Annotated in this window: 19 protein-coding genes and 1 tRNA gene; 4 read left to right on the top strand and 16 right to left on the bottom strand. The window is 69.5% G+C overall.

What is annotated here, in order from left to right; all coding sequences use genetic code 11:
• Positions 1-66: 66 nt before the first annotated feature.
• Entirely contained in the window at positions 67-693 is a 627-nt protein-coding gene (locus tag AVR91_RS07960; protein ID WP_063274599.1) for a winged helix-turn-helix transcriptional regulator, read from the top strand.
• A 17-nt stretch (positions 694-710) separates the two neighbouring features.
• Here the strand turns inward: AVR91_RS07960 and AVR91_RS07955 are convergent, their stop codons facing one another.
• The 4 genes from AVR91_RS07955 to AVR91_RS07945 all read right to left on the bottom strand — a co-directional run bounded on the left by AVR91_RS07955 (position 711) and on the right by AVR91_RS07945 (position 2742).
• A complete protein-coding gene (locus tag AVR91_RS07955) occupies positions 711-1463 on the bottom strand; it encodes a tyrosine-protein phosphatase (RefSeq protein ID WP_083737454.1) in 753 nt (250 codons plus the stop codon).
• A 48-nt stretch (positions 1464-1511) separates the two neighbouring features.
• Positions 1512-2033: an RICIN domain-containing protein gene (locus AVR91_RS07950; RefSeq protein ID WP_063274601.1), complete on the bottom strand. Its 522-nt coding sequence runs from the start codon at positions 2031-2033 to the stop codon at positions 1512-1514.
• A 208-nt stretch (positions 2034-2241) separates the two neighbouring features.
• Complete coding sequence (locus AVR91_RS42740; RefSeq protein ID WP_143253930.1) at positions 2242-2547, bottom strand: hypothetical protein; 306 nt, start codon at positions 2545-2547, stop codon at positions 2242-2244.
• Positions 2548-2669: 122 nt separating this feature from the next.
• A tRNA-Asn gene (locus AVR91_RS07945) sits at positions 2670-2742 on the bottom strand.
• Between the two features lie 113 nt (positions 2743-2855).
• Between AVR91_RS07945 and AVR91_RS07940 the strand changes: the two genes are divergently transcribed.
• Positions 2856-3086, top strand: coding sequence for a hypothetical protein (locus tag AVR91_RS07940; protein WP_228688334.1), 231 nt, complete (start codon positions 2856-2858; stop codon positions 3084-3086).
• 12 nt (positions 3087-3098) lie between these two features.
• On the opposite strand, the gene AVR91_RS07935 is transcribed toward AVR91_RS07940, so the two are convergent.
• Genes AVR91_RS07935 through dnaG form a run of 3 tightly spaced genes read right to left on the bottom strand, consistent with a single transcriptional unit; the run spans position 3099 to position 6298 of the window.
• Positions 3099-3863 carry a trans-aconitate 2-methyltransferase gene (locus AVR91_RS07935; protein WP_063274602.1) on the bottom strand — a complete coding sequence of 255 codons (765 nt, stop codon included), beginning with the start codon at positions 3861-3863 and terminating at the stop codon, positions 3099-3101.
• Between the two features lie 15 nt (positions 3864-3878).
• Positions 3879-4391, bottom strand: a complete 513-nt coding sequence (locus AVR91_RS07930; RefSeq protein ID WP_063274603.1) for a hypothetical protein — start codon at positions 4389-4391, stop codon at positions 3879-3881.
• Positions 4392-4393: 2 nt separating this feature from the next.
• Complete coding sequence (gene dnaG / locus AVR91_RS07925) at positions 4394-6298, bottom strand: DNA primase (RefSeq protein WP_063274604.1); 1905 nt, start codon at positions 6296-6298, stop codon at positions 4394-4396.
• 45 nt (positions 6299-6343) lie between these two features.
• Here dnaG and AVR91_RS07920 point away from each other — a divergent pair, with 45 nt between their 5' ends.
• Complete coding sequence (locus AVR91_RS07920) at positions 6344-7282, top strand: sigma-70 family RNA polymerase sigma factor (protein WP_063274605.1); 939 nt, start codon at positions 6344-6346, stop codon at positions 7280-7282.
• A 49-nt stretch (positions 7283-7331) separates the two neighbouring features.
• On the opposite strand, the gene AVR91_RS07915 is transcribed toward AVR91_RS07920, so the two are convergent.
• Positions 7332-7898, bottom strand: a complete 567-nt coding sequence (locus AVR91_RS07915) for a carboxymuconolactone decarboxylase family protein (RefSeq protein ID WP_037342876.1) — start codon at positions 7896-7898, stop codon at positions 7332-7334.
• A gap of 183 nt (positions 7899-8081) precedes the next feature.
• Here AVR91_RS07915 and AVR91_RS07910 point away from each other — a divergent pair, with 183 nt between their 5' ends.
• On the top strand, positions 8082-9323 hold the full coding sequence (locus AVR91_RS07910) for an aldehyde dehydrogenase family protein (protein ID WP_063274606.1): 1242 nt from the start codon (positions 8082-8084) through the stop codon (positions 9321-9323).
• On the opposite strand, the gene AVR91_RS07905 is transcribed toward AVR91_RS07910, so the two are convergent.
• The 8 genes from AVR91_RS07905 to AVR91_RS07870 all read right to left on the bottom strand — a co-directional run bounded on the left by AVR91_RS07905 (position 9313) and on the right by AVR91_RS07870 (position 17846).
• Positions 9313-11115: a hypothetical protein gene (locus AVR91_RS07905; protein WP_063274607.1), complete on the bottom strand. Its 1803-nt coding sequence runs from the start codon at positions 11113-11115 to the stop codon at positions 9313-9315. The genes AVR91_RS07910 and AVR91_RS07905 overlap by 11 nt on opposite strands.
• A gap of 9 nt (positions 11116-11124) precedes the next feature.
• Entirely contained in the window at positions 11125-12201 is a 1077-nt protein-coding gene (locus AVR91_RS07900; protein WP_063274608.1) for a serpin family protein, read from the bottom strand.
• Positions 12202-12408: 207 nt separating this feature from the next.
• Positions 12409-13680 (bottom strand): deoxyguanosinetriphosphate triphosphohydrolase, encoded by a 1272-nt coding sequence (locus AVR91_RS07895; RefSeq protein WP_063274609.1) that lies wholly within the window; start codon positions 13678-13680, stop codon positions 12409-12411.
• Positions 13681-13718: 38 nt separating this feature from the next.
• On the bottom strand, positions 13719-14351 hold the full coding sequence (locus tag AVR91_RS07890; RefSeq protein ID WP_016332486.1) for a YdcF family protein: 633 nt from the start codon (positions 14349-14351) through the stop codon (positions 13719-13721).
• A gap of 32 nt (positions 14352-14383) precedes the next feature.
• Positions 14384-14989, bottom strand: a complete 606-nt coding sequence (locus AVR91_RS07885) for a response regulator transcription factor (RefSeq protein ID WP_063274610.1) — start codon at positions 14987-14989, stop codon at positions 14384-14386.
• Entirely contained in the window at positions 14986-16182 is a 1197-nt protein-coding gene (locus tag AVR91_RS07880; RefSeq protein ID WP_063274637.1) for a sensor histidine kinase, read from the bottom strand. Before AVR91_RS07880 ends, AVR91_RS07885 begins: the two co-directional genes overlap by 4 nt.
• A gap of 15 nt (positions 16183-16197) precedes the next feature.
• Positions 16198-16926 (bottom strand): ABC transporter permease, encoded by a 729-nt coding sequence (locus AVR91_RS07875; protein ID WP_063274611.1) that lies wholly within the window; start codon positions 16924-16926, stop codon positions 16198-16200.
• Entirely contained in the window at positions 16923-17846 is a 924-nt protein-coding gene (locus tag AVR91_RS07870) for an ABC transporter ATP-binding protein (RefSeq protein WP_063274612.1), read from the bottom strand. The genes AVR91_RS07875 and AVR91_RS07870 overlap by 4 nt, the downstream gene beginning before the upstream one ends.
• Between the last annotated feature and the right edge of the window lie 103 nt (positions 17847-17949).

The following is a 17949-nucleotide window of genomic DNA, read 5'->3' as shown; positions in this document are numbered from 1 at the left end:
GGCGACCCCTTTCCGGTAGACTTGAGCTTGTCACGCACACTTGAGAAAAACAAGCTGAGGGATTCCATGCGGAGCTACGGCCAGTACTGCGGGCTCGCCCGTTCCCTCGAAGTCGTGGGCGATCGGTGGAATCTGCTCATCGTCCGGCAGCTCCTCATCGGCCCCGCCCGCTACCGGGAGCTGCTCGACGGCTTGCCCGGCATCGCGACCAACCTCCTCGCCGACCGGCTCCGCGACCTGGAGTCCGCGGGCGTGGTCGAGCGGCGGCTGGCCGGCTCGGGCAGCGTGGTCGAGTACGCCCTCACGCCATGGGGCGCCGAACTTCGCGAGCCGATCGAGAGCCTGATCCGCTGGTCCACCCCGCTGATGACCCGAGGCCCCGGCGACGACTCGTTCCGGCCGGAGTGGCTCGCACTCGCCGTCCCCGCCTTGCTCGGCGCCCGGGTGAAGGTCCGCTCCGCGATGACGATCGGCCTCGAGATCGGCGGCCCGCCCTACCAGCTCCGCGCGACACGCTCCGGCTTCGAGGTCGATCCGCACGACGGCCGCGAACTCGACGCCACCGTTCGCGCCGTCCCCGCCTGTGTCCTCGGCCTGGCCGCCGGCGCCCTCACCCTCGAAGACGCCCGCGCGCTCGGCCTGGTCGAGATCGACGGGGACGAGTCCGTCGTCCGCACCGTCTTCGCCGCCTGAACCGCCGGCGACCAGTCTCAAGAGAGTCTGCTGCGAACGTCGTGGAGTTCTCTGCCGGTAACGCCGGCTGCGCGCAAGTACTGCTCGACATCGAAGCCTTCGAGGGTCGCCAAGACGCCCTCTTCGACCGTGGTGCCCCGGTCCGCGAGGACAGCCTGGATCAGCGGCTCTTGGTCGGCAGTTCCCGTCGCGGCGAACAGGGCCTTGAGGGCTTCGGCGGACAGGGCGTAGTCCGCGGCGATTGCCTGGGGTTCGACATCGGCAAGCGCAAGCAACAGCAGCGCGATCACCCCGGTTCGGTCTCGGCCGGCGCCGCAGTGGAACAGAATCCCACCGGGATCGGCGTGGGCCATCGCCTTGATGACGGCTGCGCAACGCTCGGCCTTCCGCTGCAGGAAGACCGGATAGTAGAGCGGCGTGCCGTTGAGCCGCTCACGGTTGACGTGCTGCCAGAACTCGACGTCGTCGATGTCGTCGAGCGGGACTTCGAGCCGGTCGACGCCGGTCGGTATGGCAGGCCCTGTTGAGGCGGCAGCGAATTGCGCCGAGCCCGCCTGTGCGGTCAACGGAGTTTCAGCGGGCCGGATCTCGTCCGGGTTGCGGAGGTCGATAACCGTGCGGACGCCGGACTCACGCGCTTGTGCCCAGCCTGTCCCGGTGACGAAACGAAGGTCCGCTGCCCTGAAGAAGGCTCCATAGCCGGTCATGTCGCCGGAGGTGGTGGGCAGTCCGCCGAGGTCCCTGGTGTTGAAGAAGCCTTCCCAGGTCACTGCTCTGCTTGTGCTCATTCTGATGAGGACGGGTAGGGCGGGCTCTGGTCAGGCCCGGTTGCGCCAGACCTGGTTGCGCGCCGCGAGGCTGCACGGCCACTGGATGAGCTGGACCCCGCTACGAACGGAGCCGCCAGGGATGTCCAGGCACTTACCGGACCGAATGTTCTGGATGTAGTGGTAGTGCCAGCCGTTCTCGGAACGGATGTGGCGGAACTGCCACAACTGGCTGCCGCCGGAGTCGGATTGGCAGTCCCAGAGGTGGAGTTCGGCCCCGGCCGCGCTGCTCTTGCCGGGTACGTCAAGGCACTTGGAGTTCCCGCTTCCGACCTGGAGCCGGAAGGTGTTCTCCCGGTTGAAGTCCTGGGAGAAGTGCCAGAGCTGGTTGGTGTCCCCATGGCAGGGCCACTGGATCGCCGGCGCGCCATTGGGAGTGACCTTGGCCCCGTTGCCGTGCGCGTCGAGGCACTGGCCGTTCAGCGCGCTGACAATGGGCGACTCGATCGCCGCCGAGGCCGGCTGGGCGGTCAGCAGGCCGGCGACCAGCGCTGCCGAGCAGAGAGTGGCCATTACGCGGAGGTTGGACACGTCTTTTCGGGCCTTCCGGTAGGCGACTGGGTCGGTTTCCGGCCGTTGCGAAACCCGCAGCCCCTATTTTGATTTCCAGAGTCGCCGAATAGCGATAGTTCCCAAGAGAATCAGTCATTCGGGTGTCCTCTGTCGTCTCACGACGACGGCGCCGATACCAGGCGACCACGGCCTCCATCACCCAACCGAACTATTCACCGTCACTGGCCGGGTCCGCGCCGCGCCAAGCCAACCACTCTTCGAACGATTCCTTCAGACTGTCGCTGACCGCGTTGGCAGGACCTACGGCCAAGCCAGCCAAAAGAGTTTCGACTGATTCACGATCCAGATGAAGGGTCAGGAAGACAGCCGGGTCGACAAGTAGTGGATCAGAAGCCAACCCTGCACCCTTGATGGCCGAGACCGCTTGCGATGCCTCTTCAGCAGTCAGCTCAGGTAATTCGATGCTCCAGCAGAACGACTGCTCGGCATCCGATCCCGTCCGGAAGCTGTCCACCAAGTACTCCCGATCCGCCGTCACGCTGCACGGCTCGTTGCGCTGAAGCCGCGGCGGTTGACGGTCTGCGAGCGCCCCGTCCGGACACGAAGAAGGCCCAGGTCGATGACCTGGGCCTTGTGCTCCCCCGCTTGGACTCGAACCAAGAACCCTCCGGTTAACAGCCGAATGCTCTGCCAGTTGAGCTACAGGGGATCGTGCTCCGTACCGGCCGGATCGCTCCGACCGATGAGAGAACTTTAGCCCATGCCCTCCGGCGGCCGTGCACCCACCCCCCACTTTCGACATCACCTCGTCAAGCTCGCGTTTTGAGGGACAATGACAGCCGGAGCAAGATCGAACGGGAGGCGTGGACTCGGATGAAGATGTTCCTGCTGGGTGCGGCCGCGGGCTATGTGCTGGGCGCGAAGGCCGGCCGCGGGCGGTACGAGCAGATCGTGCGGACCTACCGCAAGGTCGCCGACCACCCCATGGTGCAGGGCGCCGCCGGGGTCGCTCGCGCCAAGGTCGGTGAGCGGTTCGGGCGGCCTCAGCGCTGACCCTCCGCCGCGTCAGGCCACGACGGCGACCACGAAGATCCGCCGGAACTCGAACCAGGTGGTCCCGTCGGGGCGCGGCGGGTAGGCCTCGTCCAGCTTGCGTGCGAGCTGGGCGCGGAAGCGGTCCCAGTCCTCCCCGTGGAGGACCTCCTTGACCGGTCGCAGCGCGGTGCCGGTGATCCATTCGAGTACGGCGTCCTCCCCGGACAGCCGCTGCAGGTACGTCGTCTCCCAGGCGTCGACGGCGCAGCCCGCGTCGGCGAGTAGGGTCCCGTAGCCGAGCGGGCTGTCGACGGCCTCGTTCTCGCGCAGGACGACGCCGGCGAGGCGCGGAGCCCACTCGCCGGTGCGCGCGAGGGCACGGGTCAGGGCGTGCGAAGGGGCGTCGAAGTTGCCGGGGACCTGGAACGCGAGGGTCGCCCCGGACGGCAGGAGGTCCACCCAGCGGCGGAGCAGCTCACGGTGTTCCGGGACCCACTGGAGCACGGCGTTCGAGATGACCACGTCGGTGTCCGGCTCGGGCACCCAGTCGTTGACGTCCAGTACTCGCGCGTCGACACCTCGTGATCGCGCGGCTTCGACCATTTCGGGTGAACTGTCGCTCGCCTCGATGATCGCGTCCGGCCAGCGTTCCGCCAGGCCGGCGGTCAGATTCCCCGGGCCGCAGCCGAGGTCGACGACGCGACGGGGCGCCTCGGCCGGTATCCGCGCGACGAGGTCGTGGAACGGCCGGGCCCGTAGGTCGGCGTAGTCGAGGTACTTGACCGGATCCCACACAGTACGAGCGTACTGCTAGCTGTCCGGCTTCGCCAGCTTCCTGGCCGCTTCCTCGGCGATCGCCTTGACCAGGTCGACGTCGGTGCCCGGATCGGGCCGCACCTGCAGCACCGTGCCGTCCTGACCGGGGACCTTGCGTTCGACGAACCACGCTCCCCCGGTCCCGAGGTCCTTGCGGTACCGCCCGCGGACCGAGCCGTCGACCCGCTGCCGCACGAGGATCGGGACCTTGCCGGGCCGGCCGAGCTCGAACCGGACCGGGGTCTTGTCGGCCAGCAGCACGGCGTCCCCCGCCATGCCGGTCTCCTCGGATTCGGTCAGGGTCAGCACCCCGCTGGACCACGCCGCCTTGCCGACCAGATGCCAGCCGACCCGGCGCGGGCCCGGGATCCACAGTCCCAGCGGCGTGACCAGCAGATATCCGCCGCCTTCGACAGCCGCGCTCCCGACGACGTGCTCGCCGTCGTCCAGCGAGCCGTCGAAATCCGCCGGGACACGGTCACCCAGCAGGTGACGCAGCCAGCCCATGCTCAGTCCAATCCGCCGATGGCCTGTTCCTTCAGCGCCTTCCGGTACTGCTCGAGCGCGACGAGGTCGCCGAACAGCGCGCGGTAGTCGTCCGGCGCCTCGACCGGGGAAAGCCGCTGGAGCTTCGACTTGATCTCGTTGATCTGGCGGCCGACCAGGCTTTCCTGTACCGCCGCGAGCTGCGCGGAGATGTAGCGCGAGTCGACTTCGCCCTTGGCGCGCAACGGTTCCACCGAAAGCTCGCTCAGCACCCGCCGCACCGTGCCCTGCGGGCAGTGCGGGGCGGCCGCGTCGAGCAGGGCGGGCCCGGTCAGCCCGGAGCCCGCTCCCCCGGCGGACAGCAGCGCCTTGTGGATGGCGACGTAAACCGGATGGGTGAACGCGTCCTCGGGCAGTGCGTCGTACTCGGCTCCGGCGAGCATCGGCTGCTGCAGGGCCGCCTTGAGCGCCTCGCGCTGCGCGATGAACCGCGGGTCGCCGGGCGCGGGCCGGGGCAGGTCCTCTTCGGCGGTGGCGGTGGTCGCGGCGGCGGGCCGCCGGACCTCGACGGTGGCGGAGCGTTTCGCCGCCGCCCCGGCGCTGCCGCGCACCCGGTTCACCACCTGCGCCGCGTCCTGCCAGCCCACCCACCAGGCGAGTTTCGACGCGTAACCGTCCCGGCTGGCACGGTCCTTGATCCCCGCCACCAGCGGGACGGTTTTCTGCAGGGCGGCGACCTGGCCGTCGACGGAGTCGAGGTCGAAGGCCTTGAGCATGCTCTTGATCGCGAACTCGAACAGCGGGATCCGCCGCGCGACCAGGTCGCGCACCGCGGTGTCGCCCTTCGCGAGCCGCAGTTCGCACGGGTCCATGCCGTCGGGGGCGACCGCGATGTAGGTCTGCCCGGCGAAGGTCTGGTCGCCTTCGAAGGCCTTCAACGCCGCCTTCTGGCCGGCTTCGTCACCGTCGAAGGTGAAGATCACTTCGCCGCGGAAGGCGTCGTCGTCCATCATCAGCCGCCGGAGGACCTTCATGTGGTCCTCGCCGAACGCCGTCCCCGACGACGCGACGGCCGTCGGGACCCCGGCGGCGTGCATCGCCATCACGTCGGTGTAGCCCTCGACGACGACGACCTGGTGCCGCTTCGCGATCTCGCGTTTGGCCAGGTCGAGGCCGAACATCACCTGCGACTTCTTGTAGATCGGCGATTCCGCGGTGTTCAGGTACTTCGCCGAGACGCGGTCGTCGTCGTACAGGCGCCGCGCGCCGAACCCGACCACCTCGTTGCCGACGTCGCGGATGGGCCACAGCAGCCGCCGGTTGAACCGGTCCATCGGCCCGCGCTGCCCCTCCTTGGCCAGCCCGGCCGTGAGCAGTTCCTTGACCTCGAACCCGCGGTTGAGCAGATGTTTGGTGAGCTTGTCCCAGCCCGCCGGCGCGTACCCGCAGCCGAACGTCTGCGCGGCGGCGGAGTCGAAACCCCGTTCCGACAGGAAGTCCCGCGCCGCACGCGCGTCCGGGGTGAGCAGCTGCTCGGCGTAGAACTCCTGGGCCGCGCGGTGTGCCTCGATCAGCCGGGCGCGGGTGCCGCGATCACGCTGGACGCTTCCGCCACCGCCCTCGTAGGTCAGCCGGAAACCCACGCGATCCGCGAGCCGCTCGACGGCCTCCACGAACGAGATCAGGTCCATCTTCTGGATGAACTTGATCACGTCACCGCCTTCGCCACAGCCGAAGCAGTGGAAGGTGCCGTGCGTGGGGCGCACGTTGAACGACGGGGTCTTCTCGTTGTGAAACGGGCAAAGCCCTTTCAGGCTGCCCCCGCCCGCGCTGCGCAGCGCCACGTAATCACCGATGACCTCGTCGATCCGGTTGCGCTCGCGCACCTCCGCGATGTCGCTCTCCCGAATCCGTCCTGCCACGCTCATCACTCTAGTTCCCGCTCCCCGAGCGCTGTGCGGCACACTCGGGGAATGAGCACCGCCCTGGACGAACTCGCCGGGAACTTCGCCGCGCTGCGGCCTCATCTGGTGTCGGTCGCCTACCGGCTCACCGGCACGCTGTCCGACGCCGAGGACGCGGTCCAGGAGTCGTGGCTGCGCCTGAGCGGCATGGACGAACGCCGCCGCGCGGCCATCGAAGACCACAAGGGCTGGCTGACCACCGTCGTCAGCCGGATCTGCCTCGACCGGCTGCGGTCGGCGGTGGTGCGCCGCGAACGGTACGTCGGGGAATGGCTGCCCGAACCGGTCCTCGGCCCGCTGGGCACCCCTTCGTCGGAGGACCCGCTGGCCGTCGCCGTCCGCGACGACGGCATGCGCATGGCCGCGATGGTGGTCCTCGACCGGCTGACGCCGGAGCAGCGGGTCGCGTTCGTCCTGCACGACGCGTTTTCGGTGCCGTTCGGCGAGATCGCCGAGATCCTCGGCTGCACGACGGACGCCGCCCGCCAGCACGGTTCCCGCGGCAGGCGCGCGGTCGCCGACGCCGATCCGCCGCCCCGGACGGCGCTCGCCGAGCAGCAGCAGATCATCGAGAAGTTCATGACGGCGATGCTCACCGGGGACATCCAGGCGGTGGCGGAGGTCCTGCATCCCGACGTCGTCCTCGTCGGCGACGGTGGCGGCAAGGCACGCACCGCGGTGCGCACGGTCGCCGGGTTCGACAAGGTCACCCGGCTGTTCCAGGGCCTCATGCGGATGTACGACCCGGCGGGGATGGACAAGGCGAGGCTCGCGCTGGTCAACGGCGACCTCGGGGTCTATCTGCCGCCGCAGCCCGGTTCCGAGCGGTACCGGGCGCTGGACGAGCACGTCGACGCGTTCGTCATCCGCGACGGGAAGATCGTGGCGATCTACGACATGGCGAACCCGGACAAGCTCACCACCGCGCGGACCCGCGCCGGCCTCTGACCGCGTTTGGTCCTCTGAATGCGCATTCAGAGGACCAAACGCGGGAATCTCAGGGAAGCGGGATCTTGCAGGCATCGCCCGAGGTGAAGCCCTGCGCGGTGATGTCCAGCGCGCTGTTCATCCGGGCACGCATGTTCTCGAGGCCGATCTGGTAGGTCAGCTCGATGACGCCCTTGCGGCCGAATTCGCGTTCCAGTTCGGCGACCTGCTCGTCGGTGGCGGTCACCGGGCTCGCGGTCATCGCGTCGGCGTATGCGAGCGCGAGCCGTTCCTGGTCGGTGAAAGCGGGCGACTTCGCGTAGTCGTCGATGTTCTTCAGCCGTTCGATGTCGAGACCCTCGTGCAGCTGCAGCATGGTCCCGAAGTCGATGCACCACGAGCAGCCGAGCTGGGTCGCGACGCGGTACACGGCCAGCTCGCGCACGTTCGACGGCAGTGTCTTGCTGGCCTTCTCCGCCATCATCTCGTGCATGCCGTTCGCCCGCAGCAGGGCCGGGTGGTGCGCGTAGACGGCCATCGGCTCGGGCACGGCGCCGAAACGCTTGCCTGCGAACTTGTAGAACAGCTTCAGCAGGAAACCGGCTTCGGCGGTCTTCACGGCGGGAATGCGCGGCATGGTGTCCTCCTCGTGCGAGTGCGTTCACCGACTGGACGAGGCGGCCCGCGCGGACGTGACAGCACTGTCGGTGACGTGCGCCACGCGGCGGGAGGGCCGTCTTTCGCCTTTTCGCCGGAACCGCCAGTCGATCATCGACGCTACGCTGGTGAGCCGGCACTTTTCCTTCCACCGAGGAGGACCATGCTCGCCGTCGAGGATCCCGCCACCGGACAACGGATCACGACCGTCCCCGACTGCGGGCCCGCCGAGGTCGACAAAGCGGTACGCGCGGCGGAGGTCGCCTCCCCCGCTTGGCGCGCGGCGGACCGGCGCGCGGCCTTGATGTCGTGCGCGGTCGTCGTCGAGGAGGCCGCGCCCGTGCTGGCCCCCGTTCTCACCGAGGAGCAAGGGAAACCGCTTCGCGAAGCCGAAGCCGAGTTCGCCGGAGCGGCGGCGCGGTTCCGGCATTTCGCCGGGTCTCGGACCGAATCCCGAGTCGCGGCCGAAGGGCCGGTCGCCGCGATCACGTCGTGGAACTTCCCCGTGCAGCTGGCCGTCGCGATGCTCGCATCGGCGTTCGCCGCGGGGAACACGGTGGTGCTCAAGCCTTCGCCGCGCACGCCGCTGACCACGCTGCACCTCGGGCGGATGCTGGCGGAGGTGCTGCCGCCGGGCGTGCTGACCGTGCTCACCGGCCAGGATCCCCTCGGCGAGCTCCTCATCGCCCATCCCGCGATCCGGCAGGTCGCCTTCACCGGCTCGGCCGAAACCGGGAAGCGGATGGCGGCCGCGCCGGAATGGCGGCAGCTGGCGCTCGAACTGGGCGGCAACGACCCCGCGATCGTCCTGCCCGGCACCGACCCGGCCGCCATCGCGGAACGGCTCTTCTGGAGCGCCTTCGCCAACTGCGGCCAGATCGGTGTGGCGGTCGAGCGGGTCTACGCCGTCGGGCCGGTCTACGACGGCGTCGTCGAGGCGCTGGCGGCCATGGCGGCGGAAGTCGTGGTGGGCGACGGAAGGACGCCGGGAACGCAGATCGGGCCGGTGAACAACCGGCCACGCCACGACCGCGTCATCGGTCTCACCGACGAGGCACGGGCGAGCGGCGCGCGGATCGTCACCGGCGGACCGCTCGACGGGCCGGGGTACTTCTTCGCACCGGCGATCCTCGCCGAGGCGCACGACGGGATGCGGGTGGTGACCGAGGAGCAGTTCGGGCCGGTGCTTCCGGTCGTCCGATGCTCCACAGTGGACGAAGCCGTCGGGCTCGCGAACGCCACGGCGCCCGGCTTGTGCGGATCGGTGTGGGGCGCGGACGAGGAACACGCCGCCGAAGTCGCGGCACGGCTCGCCTGCGCGACGGTCCGGGTCAACGAACACCGCGCCGGCGAGCCGTTCGCCGGCTCGCGGTGGTCCGCGAGCCGGGCCGGGCTCACGGAGTGATCGTGCGGACGTCCCACACCCAGACGCCGTCGACGAATTCGGCGGGCTTGCGCAGCAGAAGATCCACCGTGGTCCGGAAAGCGTCCTGGTGTTCGCGCGGGATCAGCACGAGCACGTCGGCGTTCCAGTACCGCAGATCCGCCAGCGCCTGCACCCGCTGCGATTCGGTGATCGTCGCCGGTACGCCGGTTTGCTTGATCTGGTCGAAGATGACCGACGTCGGCCGCTGGATGGCGCCGTAGCGGCCGCGTTTGTCGTCGGGCCCGCTCGGGCCCACGAAGTAGCCCTCCGGCATCGAATAGCCGAGCCCCGCGTCGATCTGCCAGTGCAGCGGCTCGGATTCGCCGGAACTCGGCAACGGCACGGGCACCACGGTCCCGCCGGGCGCGACGTAGCTCCGCCAGGTGCCGTCGGCGAGGAACCTCGGCGTGGGCGGCCGGTCCTTGACGATCAGCTGGGTCGGCGCGATCGGCAGCAGGACCGCGATGACCACGCCGATCCACACCAGCCGCAACGGGAACCGCCGCTCCCCCGGCACTTCGGGCAGTTTCGACGCGACCGTGTAGACGCGTTCGGTCGCCAGTGCGAGCAGGGCGGCGATGAGCGGGATGCAGCCCATCGCCAGCCGCGATTCCAGCAGCGACTCGAACAACGGCAGTTCCGAGAACAGCTTCCACGGCCCGGGGATCCCGGTCTCCTCGTGCACCACGATCAGTTGCACGCCAAGGGAAAGCCAGGCCATCACGAACATCGAGATCGCCAGCGCCCGCGCGAACACCTCGCGCCACAGCCAGGCGGTGATGACCACCATCAGCACGATCAGCGGCCAGCCGAAGAAGGCGTTCTCTTCGGTGCGGTTCATCGACACGTCCGCGGCGGCCTGCGGCTGCCCGGCGACGGACTGCGTCGCGAAGCGGGTGAACGCGGCGGTGTCGTTCCCGACCGGGCCGTGCTCGATCGCCTGATAGCTCTGCGGGCCGAAGAACTGCCACCACAGCGGGAAAGCGCACAGCACGAGCGCCACGAGCACCCCGATGCCGACACCGATCCCCAGCGGTTTCGCCATCGGCGGGAACTCGCGGTAGTTCGTCGCGAAGTAGGCGATGGCGAAGATCGCGAACGCCATCGCGAAGATCAGCAGCGGTTCTTCGCCGAGGAAGATCTGGTACGCCGCCAGCAGGCCGAGGAAGATCCCGTTGCGGACCGGGCGTTCGCCGCGCGCGATCTTGAAGACCTTCAGCGCGATGAACGGCAGGACGAACCACGCGACGAAGTTCGGGTGCGCGTTGCCGTGCGAGATCATCGGCGGGGCGAAACCGGCGAACGCGCCGCCGATGGCCGCGCCGACCCGATGGGTGACCAGATGCCGCGAGAAGACCCAGTACCAGGCCGCCGCCGTGCCGGCGAGACCGCCGGTGAGGGCGATGGCCCAGGTGAGCGTCGGGCCGAAGGTGAGCGTGATCGGCGAAAGCGGGATGCCGATGCCGAGCATGGCCGTGTTGGCCATCAGGTTCACGCCGAGCGGATGGTTCTGGTAGTGCGAACTGAGCGGGTTCCTCAGGTGCAGCACGTTGTCCGCGGTGACGGAGAAGAACCACTCCCACAGGTTCTGATCCGACGCGCTGTTCCAGAGATAGCCTTCCTCGAGGTCGAGCCAGAGCCCGTTGTAGAGCAGGAAGGCGAACAGCAGGAAGCCGCCCATGATGGCGGCGTCGGCGGCGGCGAACCGGCGGGGTCTCGTGGGAGTCTTCCCGGCGTCCGTCTCCGCCGTCTCAGCCTGGAAAAGACTCACTGACCGTCCTCACGGCTCGACTACGCGGGCGAGAAAGTAGATCACACCCGTCGAGGCATGCCTGACGAGCAGAAGGAAGGGGCGATCGACGGCGACTTCGAGGGGCTCGTCGACGATGAGCGACGTCAGCCGCATCAGCACCGCCGTCGCGGCGGCGCCTTCGAGGCCCTGTTCGTCGATGCGGAGCACGGACTGGTGGAGCACCTCGGAGACTTCGAGCCGGTCGTCGTCGGCGAGACCGGTGAGGTCGGCGTCGGCGGTGAACATCGTCCGCACGCCGAGCTCCTGGAGTTTCGCCGTCAGCGGGCTGTCGACGTCGAGGTCGAGTTTCGGCAGGGACAGCGCGATCGTCTTGGACCGCGTGTTCTCCAGCAGGCCCGAGAGCTTCCCCGCGTCGAGGTCGGCGTCGTCGAGGTCGCCGTCCGGCAGCAGGACGATCGCCTCCACCCCGCCCTCGGCGCCGAGGCGGACGACCTGCCAGCCGTCCTCGTGGGTGTGGTCGAGCTGTTTTTCGAGCCACATCGTCGGCACCGTACGGGTGCCCGACGGCGCGTGGAAGTCCGCGGGCGCGGTGTTGTCACGCGAGAACGGATTGGTCCAGGCGGTTTTGAGATACAGGGCGTTGACGATCGCGGCGACGGTGTCCTGCGCGACCGTCCCCGGCTTCAGGAGTTCGGGGATCAGCTCGCGGGTGGCCTGCGCGACGTCGGCGTTGATCAGCCGCCGCGCGGCCTCCGGATCGTCGCCGAACGGGGCGCTCTCGACCTTCCCGCCCGGCCAGGTGGCGAGTTCCTCGCGGAAGGAGTCTTCGAGCGGGAGCCCGTCCCAGGCCCAGAGCGTGTTCGCGACCGCGAGTTCGGGACCGTCTTCGAGCAGTGACGAGGCCTTGCCCAGCAGGTCGGCGAGCTCGTCCGGGTCGCCGAGCAGCGCGATCAGTTCCTCGCGGGTCTTCCCCTTGGCGGCCTGGATCACCAGGCCGAGCGCGCTCGCGATCGAGTACGGCGAGAAGCACGCGTTCTCCGCGCGGCTCGCCAGCACCCGATAGAGGTCCAGACCAAACCGGAGGTGGCTTTCGACAGCTCCCATGCCGCAGACCGTACCGTGCACGGGCCCGTCCGTCTCCTGTCCGAAGGTAGGTCCTCGTGAGCGGTAAGGACGGTTCTGACCGAGGGTGTCTTGGCCACCTACCGGCTTCCGGCCGCTGCCCGGCCACAGCCGACGTTGCGAAAGTGGCTTTCACAACCCCCTCGGCGACGGCCGAGCCCTACCGCTTCCTTACCACTCACGAGGACTTCAGCCGTGGCGGCCGGTGTGCCAGGCGTGCCACGCGTACGCCTGCGCGTCCGTGAGCGACGCCACCTGGTCGACGACCACGCGCAGGCGGGCCGCGTCGTCCGCGGCGGCCTCCCAGGCGGGCAGGAACAGGCCGTCCAGCGCGTCCGGCGCGCGGCGGCACAGCGCGCCGACCAGTTCGGCGAGCGTCTGACGCTGACCGTCCTGCATCGCGAGGCGTCGTTTGTCGCTCATCACGTACCGCAGCGCGAGCGCCTTGAACAACGCGACCTCGGCCGCGACCTGCTCCGGGATGACCAGACGCGCGGCGTAGCGGCTCAGCGGTCCTTCGCCGTACACCTCCCTCGTCGCGCCGACCACCGCCGTCGCGAACCGGCCGACCAGCTCACTCGTCAGCCGTTTCAACGCGACCTGCGCCTTGAGCGATCCGTCGAGCCCCGGTTCGGTGAGTTCCGCGACCACGGGCAGGTCGAGCAGTTCCTTCGCCGCACCTTCCAAAGTGGACTGCGACTGGTGCGAAAACCTGCGCGCCGCCTCGGCCACCGCCGCGCGTTCCTCCGCGTCGGCCAGTACCCGCAACGAGATCCGGCCCGCCAGCACCCCGTCCTCTACGTCGTGCACGGAATACGCGACGTCGTCGGACCAGTCCATGATCTGTGCTTCCAGGCTGGTGCGACGCTCCGGCGCGCCTTGCCGGACCCACGCGAAGACCTCGGCGTCGTCGGCGTACACGCCGTACTTCGGATTGCCCTCTTCACGGAGCCACGGGTACTTCGTCGAGGCGTCGAGACAGGCGCGGGTGAGGTTCAGCCCGCCGGCCGCCCCGCCTTCGAGCAGGACCTTGGGCTCCAGCCTGGTCAGGATGCGCAAGGTCTGCGCGTTGCCCTCGAAACCACCGCACGGCTGCGCGACCTCGTCCAGCGCGCGCTCGCCGTTGTGCCCGAACGGCGGATGCCCGATGTCGTGCGCGAGACCGGCGGTGTCCACCAGATCCGGGTCCGCGCCCAGTTCGTCCGCGATCCCCCTGCCGATCTGGGCGACCTCCAGCGAATGCGTCAGCCGCGTGCGCGGGACGCCGCTGACCTCGGCACCTTCACCCGGGCCGACCACCTGGGTCTTGCCGGCCAGCCGCCGCAGGGCCGCCGAGTGCAGCACGCGTGCGCGATCACGGGCGAAGGCGCTCCGCCCGTCTTCCGCGCCCTCCAGCGCCGCGCCCTTGGGCCGCTCGGGCAGCAGGCGCGCCCTGTCGGCCTCGGTGTAGGTGTCGCTCACCAGCCAAGCTTAAGCGCGATCACCGACACTTATCGGGTTCAGACCTCCGCGGGGAACCTGGTGAGGCGGTAGTACAGCAGCGCGCCGGTCTCGCGGACGATGTAGCGCGCCTGCGTCTCACGGGCCTGCACGATCGGGCCGCGGTGCGTGGGCGACGTCCAGGCGTCGAGCCCGAGGTCGTCGGCCATCACCCGCGCCCGGAACGAATGCCACGGGTCGCTGACCAGCACGGCGGTCTTCCAGCCCCGCTGCTGCACCTGCTCGGCGACCGCGCGGAGGCTGCGCAGGGTGTCGCTGCCCTCACCGACCGGCAGGGTCGCCGACACGGGCACACCCCGTTTGCGCAGCCACTGCGCTCCCGCGTGCGCCTCGGTGTAGTTGTCGTCGGCCTTCTTGCCGCCCGCGGTGACGATCACCTCGGCGACGCCCCGGTCGTACAGCGCCTTCGCCTTCTCCAGCCGGGCTCGGAAGATCTCCGACGGCCTGCCGTTGTACTGGGCCGCGCCGAGCACCACGATGACGTCGGCCCGGTCGCGCACGTCCTCCCGCGCCACCTGCCAGACCCGGAACGCCGTTCCGCCGATCAGCGCGACGACGATCAGCAGGAATCCCGCCAAGGTCCGGCGCACCCAGTTCGCACGGGTGGGTTTGGTCCGTTCGGCGGTACTCACGGGGATGATTCTCGCAGAGCGGCGGGGTGATCTCAGAGCCAGCCGTGCTCTTCCGCGAGCCGCACCGCCTCGGCCCTCGTCCTCGCCCCGGTCTTGCCCATCGCGGCAGAAAGATGGTTGCGCACGGTGCCTTCGGAAAGGTGCAGCGAGCGGGCGATGTCGGCCACCGTGCTGCCGTCCTTGGCGGCTTTCAGGACGTCGTGTTCGCGTCCGGTGAGCGGGCTCGCGCCGGTCGCGAGCGATTCGGCGGCGAGCGCGGGATCGACCACGCGGAGCCCGCCGTGGACCCTGCGGACGGCGTCGACGAGCTGCTCCGGCGGGGCGTCCTTGACCACGAATCCCGCGGCACCGGCCGCCATCGCCCGCGACAGGTAGCCGGGCCGCCCGAAGGTGGTGCAGATGATGATCCGGCACAACGGGAGCGCGCCGTGCAGTTCGGCGGCGGCTTCGAGCCCGTCCTTGCCCGGCATCTGGACGTCGAGCAGCGCGACGTCCGGGGCGGTCTCCTTCGCCCGCTGAAGCACCTCGTCGCCCGAGCCGACCTGGGCGACCACCTCGATGTCGGCTTCGAGGCCGAGCACGGTGGCCAACGCCCCGCGCACCATCGCCTGGTCGTCGGCGAGCAGGACCCGGATCACGCGCAGCCTCCAGCGGGTTCGGAGAGCGGCGCGGTCGCGTCGCTCCGCAGGGCGGACTCGGGTACGTCCGCGCGGACGAGCCATCCTCCCCCAGGCGGCGTGGTGGCGGTCAAGGTCCCGCCGACCGCGTCCAGCCGTTCGGTGAGGCCCTGCAGACCGTTCCCCGCCATCGCCTCGCCGCCTTCGCCGTCGTCCTCGACTTCCAGCCAGGTCTTGCCGAGACGGACTTTCACGTGCTTCGCGCCGGAATGCCGGAGCACGTTCGTGACCGCTTCCCGCAGTACGTAACCGAAAGTGCGCTGCAGGGCCGGGTCGACGTTGTCCACCGCGTGCGGCAGATCCGCGTCGATCTCCGCCGCCCGCAACGCCGCCCGCGCCCCGGCGACCTCCGCCGACAGCGACACCTCGCGATATTCGGACACCGTGGCGCGGATGTCCGAAAGCGCGCTGCGGGTCAGGCTCTCGACCTCGCGGATCTCCTGCAGCGCGCGGGAGTCGTCTTTGCCGCTCTCCAGGATGCGGCGGGCGAGCCCGGCCTTGACCGTGATGGTGGTGAGGCTGTGGCCGAGGATGTCGTGCAGATCCCGCGCCAGCCGCTCACGTTCACCCGCCACCGCGAGCGTGGCGATCTCCCGGTTGGCCGCTTCAAGTTTCCGCACCGCGCGGACCAGGTTCGCCATGAAGAACATCGCCGCCGTGATCGAGGCGACCGCCACGAGGTCACCGAAGTCGTCCTTCCCGATGGCGAGGTGGACACCCAGCACCAGCAGCAGCGCGCCGCCGTCCAGGATCAGCGCCCACGCCGGCGGCAGCGTGAAGGCCAGCACCGCCGTCGCGTAGATCAGGATGTACGGGTTGTTGTCGTGCAGGAACACCAGGGTGAGACCGACGAGCAGCATCAGCGCGGAGAAGACGTAGGTCAGCTTCCGGCGCGAAGGCCGCAGGCTGAGCGGGAACAGCACGTAGCAGGCGCCGTAGAAGAGCAGGAGAGCGGCGATCACCAGCTCTTTCGCGGTCGCCCCGTCCGTGGCCAGATCGACCGCCGCGGGGACGCAGCCGGGCACGATGAAGGCGAGGCCGAAGAACACCCACCGCCTCGGCCGGGGCCCCCGGCCGGTTCGCGGCGGCATGTCCGCCCACCAGTTCTCCCGGGTGTTCAAGCCCGTTTCGACCCTGCCCGGGTAGTCGCTCACCGGTTCACCCATTTCTCAGACCCGCGCACTGTCCTTACGGTAACGCCTGATCACCAGCGCCCCGAGGACCGCGGTCCACGCCGCCAGCACGCCCAGCGCGGCCGGGAGGCTCACCGTGTGCTGGTCGGTGACCACCGGGCGGACCAGCTGGATCAGCCAGTACGTCGGCGTCACCTGGGCGAGATCGGCCATCCACGACGGCATCCCGTCGATCGGGATCCAGAGGCCGCCCAGGAAACCCATGCCCATCATGACGATCATGTTCAGCGGCTGCATCGACTCCGGCGTGCCGAACTGGCCCAGCAGCAGGCCGAGCAGTACCAGCGGGATCGCGCCCAGCCAGATGCCGAGCACCAGCCGCAGCCAGCCCGCGGCGTCGAGGTGGACACCCTGGACCAGGACGCCGACCAGCGGGACGAGGAACAGTGACGGGAGTGCGACGAGCATCGCCGAGAGCGCCTTGCCGCCGAGGTAGCCGGCGCCGGTCAGCGGGGTCAGCCGCAGCTGGCGCTGCCAGCCCGTGGACCGCTCGATGGCCAGTTTCGCGCCGCTCGTCATGGCGGCGGAGAAGGCGCCGAAGGCCATCATGTTGACCATGATCACGCCGGAGATGTTCAGCTGCCCCGAGGCGAAAACGTTGGCCTGCAACAGGAACATCAGCACCGGGAAGGCGACGGCGAAGAGCACGAACCGGGTGGAGCGGAAGGTGCGGACGATCTCGGTCTTGAGATAGGTCGGGTTCATCGGACGGTTTCCTCGGTGGCTTTGGTGGTCAGGGACAGGAACGCGCCTTCGAGGCCGACGGCGCTGATCTCGATGTCGCGCGCTCCGGGGATCTCGGCCAGCAGCGCGCGCAGCGTGGCGTCGGAATCGGAACTGGAGATCGCGGCGCGGCCACCGCGGAGTTCGAACCCGGTGACCGCGGGCAGCCCCTCGATCACCGGTTCCGCCGCCGCGGGCACGACCGCGCGGATCGTGCGTCCCCCGGCCAGCGCACGGACCTGCGCGACCGAACCGTCCGCGACGATCCGCCCCGACCGCATCAGCACCACACGGTCGGCGAATTCTTCGGCCTCTTCGAGATAGTGGGTGGCGAACAGGACCGTGCGGCCGGTGTTCGTGTACTCGTACATGGACTTCCAGAACTCGCGGCGCGTGCCGACGTCCATCGCGGCGGTCGGCTCGTCGAGGATCAGCAGATCGGGGTCGCTCACCAGCGCGACGGCGAACCGCACGCGCTGCTTCTGCCCGCCGGAAAGCCTGGTGGAGCGGCGGTTCGCGAGGTCCTCGATCCCGGCGCGGCGCAACGCCTCCCGCACGGGCATCGGCTCGCGGTGCAGTGCCGCGACCATGCCGACGGTCTCGGCGACCGTGAGATCTTCGACGAGCGCGCCGCCCTGCAGCATCGCGCCGATCATCCCGTCGCCGACCGCGTCCCCCGGCTCGCGGCCGAACACGGTCACCGTGCCGCTGTCGGGCACGCTCAGGCCCAGGATCATGTCGACGGTGGTGGATTTGCCCGCGCCGTTGGGGCCGAGGAGCGCGACCACCTCGCCCGGCGCGATCGTCAGGTTCACGCCGTCGACGGCGTGAACGTCGCCATAGTGCTTACGCAACCCGGAAAGCCGGACCGCCGCCCCCGCGGTGATGTCTTGTTCTCGCATGCTTCGAGCATGTCGCGCGGGGGCGTCGCGGCCGTGGGCCGCGCGTCATGACCTGAGGGTGACAGTTGTCAGGGGTGCGCCGCTGCCGAATGCCATGAACGGT

This window comes from Amycolatopsis keratiniphila subsp. keratiniphila (genome assembly GCF_001620365.2).
Classification (GTDB): Bacteria; Actinomycetota; Actinomycetes; order Mycobacteriales; family Pseudonocardiaceae; genus Amycolatopsis; species Amycolatopsis keratiniphila.
The sequence above is the reverse complement of the archived record's forward strand: the minus strand, read 5'-3'. Positions and strand labels throughout refer to the sequence as shown.